We start from the raw sequence: 12,331 nt of genomic DNA on the forward strand, positions 1-12,331 counted from the left end.
CTTAGAAGCGCACGCCCAGCTGCTTGAGGGCATTCTTCATCGGCTCCAGCACGGCCGGGTTCACCTTGGCAACCATGGTGAAGGCCTGCAGCAGCGCGGCAACGAGGCTGGCAGCCACGGTAACCCAGCTCATGACCTCGAGGAACTTCTCTGGGGAAGAGGAACCCCAGATAGGCAGGCGCTTGAGTGCCTCGATCTGTTGCGCCTCTGCTTCCTCGGCTACGCAGTCCGGCTCCTTTGGCATTCCGGAAGAGCCGTAGCCGTTGGCCAGGCCCTGCATGAGCTCCTGCGGGGTGCGGGCGGAAGATCCGAGCTCGCCGCTCTCAATCTTCTTGAGGTGCTCTTCCTTGGCGTTGTCGACCTCGGCCTGGCATTCGGCCGAAATCTCCTTCGGCTTATCTTCTGCGGCAGAAGCGGTTGCTGGTGCAACGAGGCCCGCTGCCACGGCGGTGGCGGCGACGAGCGAAGTGCTGAGACGGTTGCGCATGGTTCTCCTTTAGAGTGAGAGGTATTAGCCTCAAACAATTTAGCAGGTAAATCCCGGAAGGTCTATGGCAATAGCTTGCGCACCTGCGCCGGCAACAGCGCATAGAACTCGTCGACGGTCTTCGGCAGGAAGCCCAGCGCCCCGCCAATCAGGGCGCCAAGACCTACCAAACCAGCCACGATGCCCACGCCGGCAGCGACGCTGCTGCCGCTGCTGCTGTTGCTGGAACCGTCGGAGCTGCCGGATGCGGTAGGGGAGTCGGGGTTGTCGGAGGCGTCGGCAAGCAGGTCCTTGACGGAGAACACGGTGGTGGTGCCGGATACCTCGTTGCCGGCGATGAGAAGGGCGTCCTCGGCAGGGGAGTCAGCGGCGGGAACGAAGGCTAGACCCTCTGGTCCGAGGTCGCCGGCCTTGGTGGTTGCAGCAACATCGTCCTCGTCGTAGCCAACGGAGAAATCGCGATTGTTGACGTAGGTGACAAATTTTGCCTCGGCGGGAGTGGTTACGTCATAGACAAAGATGCCGCCCACGCGCTCTGCGCCGATGAAGGCATAGGTGCGATCGCCAACCTTGCCGATGGTCAAGGCTTCCGGCTCTGGTCCCTTGTTATCGGAGCGGTCATCGAAATCCGGATCCTCGTTATCAGCGTTGAAGTTCAGGCCGGGCATATCCTTAGTGATGTTCTCGAAGTCCGCACCGGAGTCGAAGACGACGTTGCCCTCGGCGTCGTAGATGCTAAAGGAGCGTGAGCCATAGGAATACAGGTCGTCGAAGCACTCTTTTTCTTCGTTCCAGCCAGAAGCGTTGGTGAGTTTGAGGTTGCCGGCAAACTTCTTATCCTCAATGCCCTCGGGAAGCTCGAGATCGTCGCAGACCTTGCCGTCCTTTACTAGGTCCTTGAGCTCTACTTCGTCGGTATAGCCTCCCCACTCGCGGGCATCGCCCTCGTTGGCGGTGGCGAAATAAGTCTGGCCCTCCGCCTCGAAGGCGCCGATGGAGTCCGGCATGGACAGGCCCTTGACCGGAATGGTGCGCAGCTCCGCGGCGTCATCCTTATTGGACGGATCCAGCGGCATCTGGGAGTGGTCCGCGATATGAGCGGGGATTACCTTTTCTACGGTGGCGGATTCGATATCGATGACCGCGATGGCGTTGTTTTCCTGCAGCGTGGCGTAGGCCTTGCCGCCCGCGGAAGAAATGTATTCCGGTTCGAAGTCCCGCGAGGGTAGGTTGTGGTGCGCGGAAGGGCCGAAGACACGGATCGAGGGGTCGAGGTCGGCGGTATCAAAGGCGGTGAAGTCGGCCGTGTGGACGTCGTCAAGCGCGGGCGCTGCGACGTCCTCGGGCAGGCTGATGACAGAAATGGAGCCCTCTGGGTCCTTGAGGTAGGCGGTGCCCTCGGCGTTGAGGGCGTCGGAAGGCTCGCCCTCGTTGGCAACCAGCGCGTGGCGGCCGTCGGCGGTGAGGTGCACGTTATCGGGCAGGGCGCCAACGCCCACGCGCCCAAGCTCCTCGCCGGTTTCGGCATTGAAGAACAGCGCCTCGCCGTTATCGGTTTTGTCCGCCTGCTGCACCGCGGCGACGGCCAGGCCATCGGGGCGCACGGCCACGGAGTTGATTTCCTTGTCCCCGCCGGCGGAGAGGGCGCCGATCTTGCGCGGCTTAGTGGGATCGGAGGCGTCCAGGATATCGACCTCGCCAGAGCGCGCATTGACGGTGAGGATGCGCTGGGACGCAGCGTGGTAGGCGACGATTTCGGCGGCGGATTTGCCCAGCACGCCGGATTCATGGGAACCGATGGGGGTCAGCTGCAGTGCCGCGTTGGGGGCGGAGTGTTCCAGCACGTTATCCACGATATGGGCGTGGGCGGCCGGGGCACAGGCGAGGACGAGCGAGGAGGTAACGCAGAGAGAGATGCGCTTGAGCATAAGTATTCCTTTCTTGTGGTTATGTCCACTATTGCTGATGGAGGTAACGGTGCAACTAAAGGACAGTGAATTTCCAGTGAATGGGTAGACTGTCAAGACATGACTGATTCGACCATCCATGCATCCGATATCCAGCAGGCGCAGGCGCGGATTAGCTCGGAAATCGCCCCGACTCCGCTGCAGTACTGCGCCCGGCTGTCGGCCGAGACGGGCTGCGAGGTCTATCTCAAGCGGGAGGATCTGCAGGACGTGCGCTCCTATAAGATTCGCGGCGCGTTAAACGGTATGTCGAATGTTCCCCGGGAAGAGCGCGGCCGGGGAATTGTTACGGCCTCGGCCGGCAACCATGCGCAGGGTGTGGCTTATGCCTGCCGCACGATGGGCATTGCCGGCAAGATTTTCGTGCCGGAGCCCACGCCGATGCAAAAGCGCGACCGCATCCTGGTTCATGGCGGTGACCAGGTGGAGCTGGTGGTGGTCGGCGCCAACTTCGATGAGGCAGCCGCGGCCGCGCATGCCGACGCCGCCGAGCGCGACGCCACCTTCATCGAGCCCTTCGACGCCCGCGATACCATCACTGGACAAGGCACGGTCGCGGCGGAGGTTCTGGCGCAGCTTTCGGCCAAGGGCAAGTCGCTCGATACCATCGTCGTTCCTGTGGGTGGCGGCGGCCTGATTTCTGGCATCACCTTCTATGTGGCGGATATGGCGCCGCGGACCCGGGTGGTGGGTATGGAGCCGGAGGGGGCGGCGTCGCTAAGAGCGGCGTTTGACCACGGCGGACCGGTCACGCTGGAGGAGGTCGACCCCTTCGTGGATGGCGCGGCCGTCAAGCGCCTAGGCGCGCTGCCCTATGAGATTTTGCAGGCCAATCGCGAGCGCCTGAGCTTCGACACCGTGTCCGAGGGCGCGGTGTGCACGGACCTGCTCAACCTGTATCAAAATGAGGGCATCATTGCGGAGCCGGCCGGCGCACTGTCGGTAGCGGGCCTGCACCAATTGGACCTGGAACCGGGCGCGACGGTGGTGTGCGTAATTTCCGGCGGCAATAATGATGTGCTGCGCTACGCCGAAATCATGGAACGCTCCCTGGTTCACCGCGGCCTGAAGCATTATTTCCTGGTGAATTTCCCGCAGGAGCCGGGCCAATTGCGCCACTTCTTGCACGAGATTTTGGGCCCGACCGATGACATCACGCTCTTTGAATATCTCAAGCGCAATAACCGCGAGACGGGCGCTGCGCTGGTGGGCCTGCAGCTTAGCCGTGCCGAGGATCTCCAGGGCCTGCTAGAGCGCATGGAAGAATCCAAGATTTCGGTGCAGTACCTCAAGCCCGGCACCCCCGAGTACGAATTCCTCGTGGCCTAATGCAGGATTCTTATCGTCGCCCAGTGGGCCAGGTTGAACACGAAATTGAAATTAAGCGCTCCCGGTTCATTACTTTGATCGGCCGCGTCACCAACGAGGAAGAAGCACGTGCGTTTATCGACGCCGCCCGCAGCCGCTTTCCCGACGCCCGCCACCATTGCTCCGCCTACGTCTACCACGTTGATGGCGCGAACCCGGTGGAGCGCTCTTCCGATGACGGCGAGCCCTCCGGCACGGCCGGAAAACCCATGCTGGATGTGGTCAAAGGCTCCGGCATGCTCGATGTGTGCGCGGTGGTCGTGCGCTACTTCGGCGGCATCAAGCTGGGGGCCGGCGGGCTGGTGCATGCCTATGGCGGCGCGGTGAGCGAGGCCATGGAGAAGGTGCGCGCGGTAACCAGGGCGCGCCGGGAGCTTTATGCGGTGGAGTGCCCGCATGCGACGGCCGGGCGGGTAAAGGCGGACCTGCGCGGGCGCGGCTATGAGATAACCGATACCGCCTATGCGGCCGCGGTAACCTTTACGCTGGCCGTGCGCCCAGGCGGGCTGGACGAGCTGGAAGCTACGCTCGCAGCGATCTCGCAGGGCCAGCTCGAAGCGGCAGAGGCCGGCAGCGCGTGGGTTGAGGTAGGATCCTGACCATGACTATGCAGCAGCGACCGAATAACCCCATTGCGCAGCGCAAGCAGCAGGTGCGCAAGCACTCCCGCAACGCCGTCGTATGCGTGGCCGGCGGCATTGGTGTGGGCGTAGTGCTCGGCGTGCTTTCGGCTAACTTCTGGGCCTGGATGCTAATTGGTGCCATCGTTGCCGTCGCAGGTGGCGGCTATAACTGGCTGAAGATCCAGAAAATCGTCAACGAGAACCACAACCAGTACTAGATGCCGGCACCGCAACCTAGCGGCCGCCCCGTCAGGATCGATGCCTGGGTGTGGGCCGTTCGCATGTTTAAAACCCGGTCCGCGGCCGCGACGGCCGTGCGCGCCGGGCACGTGAAGATAAACGGCGAGGCCGTCAAGCCTTCCCAACAGGTGGTGCCGGGCGACCGCGTGCGCGTGTGGCGCAACCACCATGAGCATGACCTCGAGGTTTTAGCGACCGTCGCTAAGCGCGTCGGCGCGCCCGTCGCGCGTACCTGCTATACGGACCACGCGCCACCGCCGCCGCCCAAGGAGTTTCTGCCGTCGGTTCCCGTGCGCCCGCGCGGTGCCGGTCGGCCGACGAAGAAGGAGCGCCGCGATATGGAGAAATTCCGCGGCGGTTTCCGGTAAGTCGCCGAAATTACCGCGCGGCTAGTGGGCGGCGCGCAGGGCTTTCAGGCGCGCAGTAAGCCGCCGCTTGCGGCCTGGGCGGTCGCCGGATTCGGCGGTGGCCTCGATGTGTTGCTTGCCAAACTTGTTGAGCAGCAGGTCGTCGATAAGCCGCACCTGGCCGGGGCGGAAACGGTAGCGCATGGCGTCGTGGACGTGGGCAATGGCGGTGTCATCCAGCAACTGCTCAAGCTGGCCTAGGTGGCGCACGCCGTTCTGTTCCAGGAGCTCCGCCAAGAAGCGGTAGTGCTCCGAGCGCGAGAGCGGGAAGCGGTTACCCAAAATGATGGCGAGCACGCCCGGCAGGGTCTCGGCGGTAAGTTCCACGTCCTTGTCGGTTTCTGTATCGGGGGCCTTGAGGGCGGCGATCTCATCGAATTGCTGGTCGGCGAGCTCGATAAGGCCGGCGGCCAAGGTAAAGAGGCGATCTACCTCCGGCGAGGGCGGGTTCGGTCCCTGCTTATAGCGGATATCGTGCTCAAATTCCGCCCATGCGTGCTGCAGGACGGTGCGAATCTGCACCTCAAAAGTCCATCCCACGTAGGCGGCGAGCTCTTCCATCGCAGCCGCGCTATCTTCGGTCACGGTAAGCACCAGGTGGTGGGAGCCGTAGCCAAAGCCGCCAGAGATGCGAGTTTCGGCCGCCTTGTCTACGGAGCGCTCCACGTGGAAAGACTCCCCAAAGACGTTGAGCGCTTGCGGGATGGCGGTGGAGTGATACAACGTCACGCGCACGCCCATCACATCGTGGATCTCCTGCCAGGGCTGGGGATAGACAAAATCGCCGTTCTCCCGGCGCTTCTTGGCCTTCGCCTTCAGCGAGGGCCAGGTCTTTACGCGGGTAGAGACGCGGTCAAAGATGATGCCGGCGTCATTGAGGAGGTCCTCGATGGCGGTGCGGAAGTCCACCGCGGCGGTGGGGTGGCTGCGCGCCCAGTCGTGGTACTGGTTGCTCAGCCGCGACATCCTACTTTCCGGCATAGTGCTCCTTTCATAACTCCCGCGGGAATCCGTTAGACCATACTAGCGGGCGTGGGTGGAGCACGGTGCGATGGCGGGGCACGCGCGCGACGGCATCGGCGGCCAGCTGGCGGGCATAGGTGTCCGGCAGGTGGGCAAAGGCAAAGAGCGTGGCGGAGTCCGGAACTAGGTAGGTCAGGGAGTGCGATCGCAGGAGCCGGCGCATGTGCTTGTCCAACACGGTAAAGGTCTCTGGGTGGGCAATCCAGGAGGAAATCGGTGCGCCGTGGGAGCGCACCTGCAAGCCACCGAAACGAGCGGCGGAAGGCAGCTCGCAGGCGGCAGGCCGGGTCCAAAAACGCAACCCTTGCGAATCGAGGGCGGCGCGCTGCAGATTATGCGAGGCGTGGTTCCATGCGCGGCGCGTGGAGATGTCCATGTCTGCGAGGCCGCGGTGACTCAGCCGGCGAAAGGTCTGCTTGCCGGGAAAGACCAGCGCCATGGACAGGCTGGGGGAGAGCTGGATGGTGGCGAGGGAGTCGCAGAAGCCGTCGTCGGAAAGCCGCTGTTCCTTCAGCCACGAGCGGGCAAAGAGCGCAGGCAGCAGGTTCGCGGTGGTGGGACGAGGCGGGCGCAGGGCGACGGTCACGGCGGGTTCTCCAGTGTGGCGGTAGGGTGCGGTCGCCTTTATTGGACTGGAGAAACCGCTGTTTGGTTCCCCGGGTGGGTCTAGAAGGGTGGCTCGGCGTCGAGCTGCAGCTCAGCAAAGAGCTTATCGGCCGGCCAGATGTCGATTTCTTGGCCCTTGGCCTGCAGCTCCTCTGCGCGCTTTTCCTTGGAGGTCTTCTTGGCCCATTCGCCCACGATGAGCAGGGTGGACTTTTTGGTGACGTTCTTTGCCACTTGGCCACCGCGCTCGGCGATGCCCTGCCACAGCACGCCCTTGTCATAGGGCTCGAAATCGCCGGTGAGGGTGACATGCTGGCCGTAGAGTGCGCCCTCCGGGTCGGCGTCGGGGTTGGGCTCCGGGATTGTGTCCGGGGTGGCGACGGCCTGCCAGGGGGCAGGACCGCTGGGCTTCTTTTTCTTGGCACCGGCTGCGCGGGTCTGGTCGCGGAAGTCGGTGCCAGCGCCGAGGTCCGCGCCGGAGGTGGGGGCGGTGTGAGCACGCAGGACGGGCAGGATGGCCTCGGGGTCGAGGCGACCCAAGGTGAATTCGCGGGCGGTGAATAGGTCGCGGATGCTGCCGGTGTGTCCGAAGCGCTCGGCCAAACGGGCGATGATTTCGCCGGCCGCACGGGCATCCTCGGTGGCGTCGTGGTGGCTGAAGTCCGGCGCAGACAGGTGGGCGGCGACGGTGGGCAGCTTGTGGTTGCGCACCGAAATAACCTTGGCCTTGGAAGCGTCGCGGGACAGTGCGAGAGAGCAGGCCAGCGGCACGGTGGGCACCTCGGCACCGGCAGTAAGCAGGCCGGTGCGCAGCGCGGTGGAATCGAACTGGGCGTTGTGGGCGACAAGCACGTCGCCGCCGAGGAAATCGAAGAGCTCCTTGGCGACGTCGGCAAAAGCCGGCGCTCCTTTCACATCGTCCGCGGTAATGCCGTGGATGGAGACGTTGATATCGGCAAAGTGCTCTAGGCCTGGTGGAGGGGTGCACAGCCAGGACCGGGAGTCGGTCTCCTGGCCGTCGCGGAAGCGCACCGCGCCAATTTGGCAGATAGAGCCCCAGTTGTCGTTGGCCGTTTCCACGTCCACGGCGGTGAAATCTAGGCCGGGAATGGTGGCGGCGGAGGAGGGCGCTTCGCCGCGCTGTGCGGCGGAAATGGCGCGGGCGACTGCCTGCGGGTCTTGGTGCGGGGCGAAGGCGATAGTGCCGGCGGCGCCCAACTCGAGGGCGCCGAAGCCGGTGGCGGTCGGTTCACTCACGCGCACGGTGTCGATGGACTCAAGCGGGATATCCTGCGTGGCGGGGGCGCCGAGGCTGGTGGCCAGCAGGGTGCGGTGGAGCACGAGTTTATCCGCTGTGACATCGATGAGTGCGCCGTGCGCGGGAAATGACACGAGGGGCCTTTCTTTAGGAATCGAAGATGGGCGGTTCAATCTGACGCAGAATCAGCGTTGAACGCGGCTGCACCGTGATCGTACCCTCTGCCTCAATGAGGGTTTCCTCCGCGGGGTAGCCGCCGGAATCGGCGGTATCGACCATCAGCCGCCACGTAGCGCCGAGATCCTTAGTGGGCAGGGTGAACTCGATTTCGCCGTCATGGGAGTTGAAGATCATGATGAAGGAATCATCGGTGATGCGCTCGCCGCGGGCGGTGGTTTCCGTGATGGCATTGCCATTGAGGCAGACCATGAGGGCGCGGCCGAAATCGTGGTCCCAGTCGTCCTGGGTCATCAGGCGGCCCGAAGGAACCAGCCAGGCGATATCGCGTTCCTTGACATCAGCACCGAGTGGGCCGCCGGCCAAGAAGCGCTTGCGGCGGAAGACGGGGTGGTGGTTGCGAATGGACAGCACGCGCTTGGTAAAGCCCAGCATCGCGGCGGATTTTTCTTCTTCCAGCATGGACCAGTCCATCCACGACAGCTCGTTGTCCTGGCAGTAGACGTTATTATTTCCGTCCTGCGTGCGGCCGAATTCATCGCCATGCGAGAGCATGGGAGTGCCCTGGGAAAGCAGGAGAGTGGTTAGGAAGTTGCGGGCCTGGCGGCGGCGCAGCTTGCGGATTTCATCATTATCGGTGGGGCCTTCTTCACCGCAATTCCAGGAGCGGTTGAAAGATTCGCCGTCGCGGTTGTCCTCGCCATTGGCCTCATTGTGCTTGTCGTTATAGGAAACGAGATCGCGCAAGGTAAAACCATCGTGAGCGGTGATGAAGTTGATGGAGGCGGTAGGGCGGCGGTCATTATCGGCATAGAGGTCCGAAGAGCCGGTCAGGCGGGAGGCGAATTCACCTAGGGTAGCGGGCTCGCCGCGCCAGAAGTCGCGCACGGTATCGCGGTACTTGCCGTTCCATTCGCTCCAAATTGGCGGGAAGTTGCCCACCTGGTAGCCATCGTGACCAATGTCCCAGGGCTCGGCGATGAGCTTAACCTGGCTGACAATGGGATCTTGTTGTACAAGGTCGAAGAAGGTCGCGAGCTTATCGACGTCGTCAAGCTCCCGCGCCAAGGTCGCCGCCAGGTCGAAGCGGAAGCCATCGACACGCATCTCCGTAACCCAGTAGCGCAGCGAATCCATAATCATCTGCAGCGAGTGCGGGTGGCGGACATTGAGGGAATTGCCGGTGCCGGTGTAATCCATGTAGTGGGCCTCATCGCCCTCGACGAGGCGATAGTAGGCGCCATTGTCGATGCCGCGGAAAGCAATGGTCGGGCCCATGTGATTGCCCTCGGCGGTGTGGTTATAAACCACGTCGAGGATGACCTCGATGCCGGCCTCGTGGAAGGCGCGAACCATGGACTTGAACTCGGAGACCACCTCGCCCGGCTTCTTGGCAAAGGCATAGTCATGGTGCGGGGCGAAAAAACCGAAGGTGTTATAGCCCCAGTAGTTGCGCAGCCCCAGGTTGCGCAGGCGATCGTCCTGCAGGAATTGGTGGACGGGCATGAGCTCAACGGTGGTAACGCCAAGCTCTTTGAAGTAGTCAATGACGGCAGGGTGGGCCATGCCGGCATACGTGCCGCGGAGCTCTTCCGGCACGTCCGGGTGGGTCATGGTCATACCCTTGACATGGGTTTCGTAGATGACCTTTTCATTATCCGGAATATGGGGACGGTGGTCGCTGCGCCAATCAAAGAAGGGGTTAATGACCACCGACAGCATGGTGTGGCCCAGCGAGTCTTCCTCGTTGCGGCCGGTGCCGGGTTCCTCGGCATGGATGTCATAGGAGTAAAGGGAGGCATCGCCGTCGAATTCGCCGTCGAACGCCCTGGCATAGGGGTCTACAAGGAGCTTGGAAGGGTCGCAGCGCAGGCCGTTTTCTGGTTCATAGGGGCCATAGACGCGGTAGCCATAGCGCTGGCCAGGGGTGACATTGGGGAGGTAAATATGCCACACATGGGCGGTGACCTCCGACATTTCGATGCGTTCCTCGTTGCCTTCTTTGTCGATGAGGCAGAGCTCGACCTTGTCGGCTATCTCGGAAAACAAGGCAAAGTTGGTGCCGGATCCATCAAAGGTGGATCCCAGCGGGGTGGGTTTGCCAGGCCAAATTTGGCGGCCGTAGCGCTCGGTGGGCGTGGGGACTGCGTCCATGGCGGGAGTGTTCATGCCCACGAGCATAACCACTTTTTAGTCGCCAGCGCCGTGCGTAAGTCCAGCGTTAATAATGCGTACGCCCCGTAGGAGGTCTGCGCGATAATCTGTGGCCGGCGACTCGCCGGTGGTTTCTGCAAGCTGGCGTTGGGACTGTTCCATCAAGGTGGCACCCAGCACGAGGTGAATGGCGGAGAGCGCGGCGGCGCGGTGGGCGCTGTCGGCAGCGAGGGTGCTGCGCGTGGCAGCAGCGGTGAAGGCCGCCAAGAGGCGGTCCCAGGCAGGGGCCTGCGGGAGGGAGAGGCCGGCAATGACTACCTCGGCGCCGTCGCGGCGAGCGAGCAGCAAATCACGGAGATTGAGGCTGATAGCCTCGAGCGACTCCCCAGAAACGGGGGAGATAATGTCCTCCGCTAGGGCTGCAATGAGCGCCTGTTTATTGGCAATATGCCAGTAGAGCGCGCCGGGGGCGACGCCGAGGGAGGAAGCAACGCGACGCATGGTGACGTCGCCAAGCCCGTAGGCATCAAGCAGGGAAAGAGCGGCGTCGATAATACTCTCGCGGTTTATGTGCACCTTGGCAATTGTACGGACTTGGCCGGGGGACGGTAGTTCACAGGTTCTTTTAACGGAGTCTCAATGTCATTTCCATCGTCGGGTTGTTAGTATTGCGAAGACAAATAAGAGGCCGCCCTTGGGGCGGCTTCACACTCGCAAGATTGATTCAGGAGCTTTCCCTTGTCCTTTTTGACCCCTGCAAAGAAGTCCCTCATCGCAGTTGCGCTGGTCACCCCGCTGGCGTTGGCTGCGTGTGGTTCGGATGACAATGACGACTCCAAGAAGGCGGCCGCCACCACGGCATCCAAGTCTTCTGAGGATAAGTCTGCAGATAAGTCCGAGGGCAAAGATGCCGATAAGTCCGAGGACAAGGACAAGGACAAAGAAAAGGATCAGAATAAGGACGGCGAAAAGAAGGACGCCGCTGCGGGTGCAGAAGGCCAAGAAGGCGAGGACGGCGCTGCCGAGGGGCCCGATCAGCTGGCTAACCCGCTGAACAATGGGGAGGATCCTTTCGCTGGCGCGAAGGATATCAAGCCGATCGAAGGCGGCCAGGCCGCTAATGATGGCGATAAGCAGGCCATCGAGCAGCTGGTTCGCGGCCAGCACGAGATCGATAATGTGAAGGAATACTTCAACTACATGCCGCAGCACGCCTGCCAGGCAGTCCGCGATGAACAGTCCCAGGAGTTCGGCCAGTACCAGCAGTACGTCGATAGCCTGCCGAACCAGTCCTTTGCTGAGTACGCCAACACCATGCGCCAGCAGGGCGGTGGCAACCCCGAGGTAGAGAAGTTCGCTGGCCAGCTGGAGTCCATCCCGCAGTCGACCAAGCTGCAGTCCGTCAACGACGTTGTGGTCAATGGCGACGATGCTTCTGCAACCGTGAGCGTGTCCAACTCCGAGGGCACCGAGACCTCCACGGTCCGCTTCCGCCGCGAGAATGGCAACTGGACCTTCTGTAACTAAGTTGTCTCTGTTTAATCATCGGTTACCCCGCACCCTAGGTTTCGGTGCGGGGTTACTCGCGTGTGCGCTCTTAGTCTATGGCGTGGCCGGTGCGCTGTGGGGGCTTTTCCGGCCAACACTTACCGGCCATGAGGTGGATGACGGCGGTTATGCCATCGATGCAATGGGAAGCGCCCAGTTCATCGCCTTTATCACCTTTGCCCTCATTACCGGCCTGCTTGGTTTGTTCTTGGGGTTGGGCGCGTATCTGCGCCGGCAGGGGCGGGGCTTGTCGATGCTCCTGTGGGTCGGCGTATGTGCCCTTGCCGGGGCGGCGTCGTTTTATGTCTTTGGCGGGGTCACCGCCACGCATCCGCCCGAAAACCCAGGGGAAGTCGTTGAGTTCGCCCCAAACTTCTCCCCGGCCATCTCGTGGGCGGTCGCGCCCTTTATGGCGATGTTTGCCTATTGGTCCACGGCCTTTGTGAGTGCCGATGAAGATTGGTGATGTGCGC

13 protein-coding genes are annotated in these 12,331 nt (G+C 62.5%); 6 read left to right on the plus strand and 7 right to left on the minus strand.

Annotated elements, in window-relative coordinates; all coding sequences use genetic code 11:
- Position 1: 1 nt before the first annotated feature.
- Positions 2–487, minus strand: coding sequence for a hypothetical protein (locus tag ACKFRY_RS06645; protein ID WP_005324567.1), 486 nt, complete (start codon positions 485–487; stop codon positions 2–4).
- Positions 488–549: 62 nt separating this feature from the next.
- Positions 550–2,415: a choice-of-anchor I family protein gene (locus ACKFRY_RS06650; RefSeq protein ID WP_408922523.1), complete on the minus strand. Its 1,866-nt coding sequence runs from the start codon at positions 2,413–2,415 to the stop codon at positions 550–552.
- A gap of 99 nt (positions 2,416–2,514) precedes the next feature.
- On the opposite strand from ACKFRY_RS06650, the gene ilvA reads away from it, so the two are divergent.
- The 4 genes from ilvA to ACKFRY_RS06670 are packed head-to-tail and all read left to right on the plus strand — an operon-like array spanning position 2,515 to position 5,053.
- On the plus strand, positions 2,515–3,783 hold the full coding sequence (gene ilvA / locus ACKFRY_RS06655) for a threonine ammonia-lyase IlvA (RefSeq protein ID WP_408922524.1): 1,269 nt from the start codon (positions 2,515–2,517) through the stop codon (positions 3,781–3,783).
- Positions 3,783–4,421: a YigZ family protein gene (locus ACKFRY_RS06660; RefSeq protein ID WP_408922525.1), complete on the plus strand. Its 639-nt coding sequence runs from the start codon at positions 3,783–3,785 to the stop codon at positions 4,419–4,421. The genes ilvA and ACKFRY_RS06660 overlap by 1 nt, the downstream gene beginning before the upstream one ends.
- Positions 4,422–4,423: 2 nt before the next feature.
- On the plus strand, positions 4,424–4,663 hold the full coding sequence (locus tag ACKFRY_RS06665; protein ID WP_005324573.1) for a hypothetical protein: 240 nt from the start codon (positions 4,424–4,426) through the stop codon (positions 4,661–4,663).
- On the plus strand, positions 4,664–5,053 hold the full coding sequence (locus ACKFRY_RS06670; protein ID WP_005324575.1) for an RNA-binding S4 domain-containing protein: 390 nt from the start codon (positions 4,664–4,666) through the stop codon (positions 5,051–5,053).
- Between the two features lie 21 nt (positions 5,054–5,074).
- Here the strand turns inward: ACKFRY_RS06670 and ACKFRY_RS06675 are convergent, their stop codons facing one another.
- The 5 genes from ACKFRY_RS06675 to ACKFRY_RS06695 all read right to left on the minus strand — a co-directional run bounded on the left by ACKFRY_RS06675 (position 5,075) and on the right by ACKFRY_RS06695 (position 10,886).
- Complete coding sequence (locus tag ACKFRY_RS06675; protein ID WP_005328829.1) at positions 5,075–6,073, minus strand: GTP pyrophosphokinase family protein; 999 nt, start codon at positions 6,071–6,073, stop codon at positions 5,075–5,077.
- 10 nt (positions 6,074–6,083) lie between these two features.
- Positions 6,084–6,701 carry a hypothetical protein gene (locus ACKFRY_RS06680; RefSeq protein ID WP_005324579.1) on the minus strand — a complete coding sequence of 206 codons (618 nt, stop codon included), beginning with the start codon at positions 6,699–6,701 and terminating at the stop codon, positions 6,084–6,086.
- Positions 6,702–6,781: 80 nt separating this feature from the next.
- On the minus strand, positions 6,782–8,113 hold the full coding sequence (locus ACKFRY_RS06685) for an exonuclease domain-containing protein (RefSeq protein ID WP_408922526.1): 1,332 nt from the start codon (positions 8,111–8,113) through the stop codon (positions 6,782–6,784).
- A gap of 13 nt (positions 8,114–8,126) precedes the next feature.
- Positions 8,127–10,325 carry a glycogen debranching protein GlgX gene (glgX, locus tag ACKFRY_RS06690; protein WP_408922527.1) on the minus strand — a complete coding sequence of 733 codons (2,199 nt, stop codon included), beginning with the start codon at positions 10,323–10,325 and terminating at the stop codon, positions 8,127–8,129.
- A 21-nt stretch (positions 10,326–10,346) separates the two neighbouring features.
- Positions 10,347–10,886, minus strand: coding sequence for a TetR family transcriptional regulator (locus tag ACKFRY_RS06695; protein WP_408922075.1), 540 nt, complete (start codon positions 10,884–10,886; stop codon positions 10,347–10,349).
- A gap of 162 nt (positions 10,887–11,048) precedes the next feature.
- On the opposite strand from ACKFRY_RS06695, the gene ACKFRY_RS06700 reads away from it, so the two are divergent.
- Together ACKFRY_RS06700 and ACKFRY_RS06705 are read left to right on the plus strand one after the other, a co-directional pair.
- On the plus strand, positions 11,049–11,837 hold the full coding sequence (locus tag ACKFRY_RS06700) for a hypothetical protein (protein ID WP_408919827.1): 789 nt from the start codon (positions 11,049–11,051) through the stop codon (positions 11,835–11,837).
- Positions 11,838–11,919: 82 nt separating this feature from the next.
- On the plus strand, positions 11,920–12,324 hold the full coding sequence (locus tag ACKFRY_RS06705; protein WP_284820201.1) for a hypothetical protein: 405 nt from the start codon (positions 11,920–11,922) through the stop codon (positions 12,322–12,324).
- Positions 12,325–12,331 lie beyond the last annotated feature (7 nt).

This window comes from Corynebacterium tuberculostearicum (assembly GCF_046097255.1).
Taxonomy (GTDB): domain Bacteria; phylum Actinomycetota; class Actinomycetes; order Mycobacteriales; family Mycobacteriaceae; genus Corynebacterium; species Corynebacterium tuberculostearicum_J.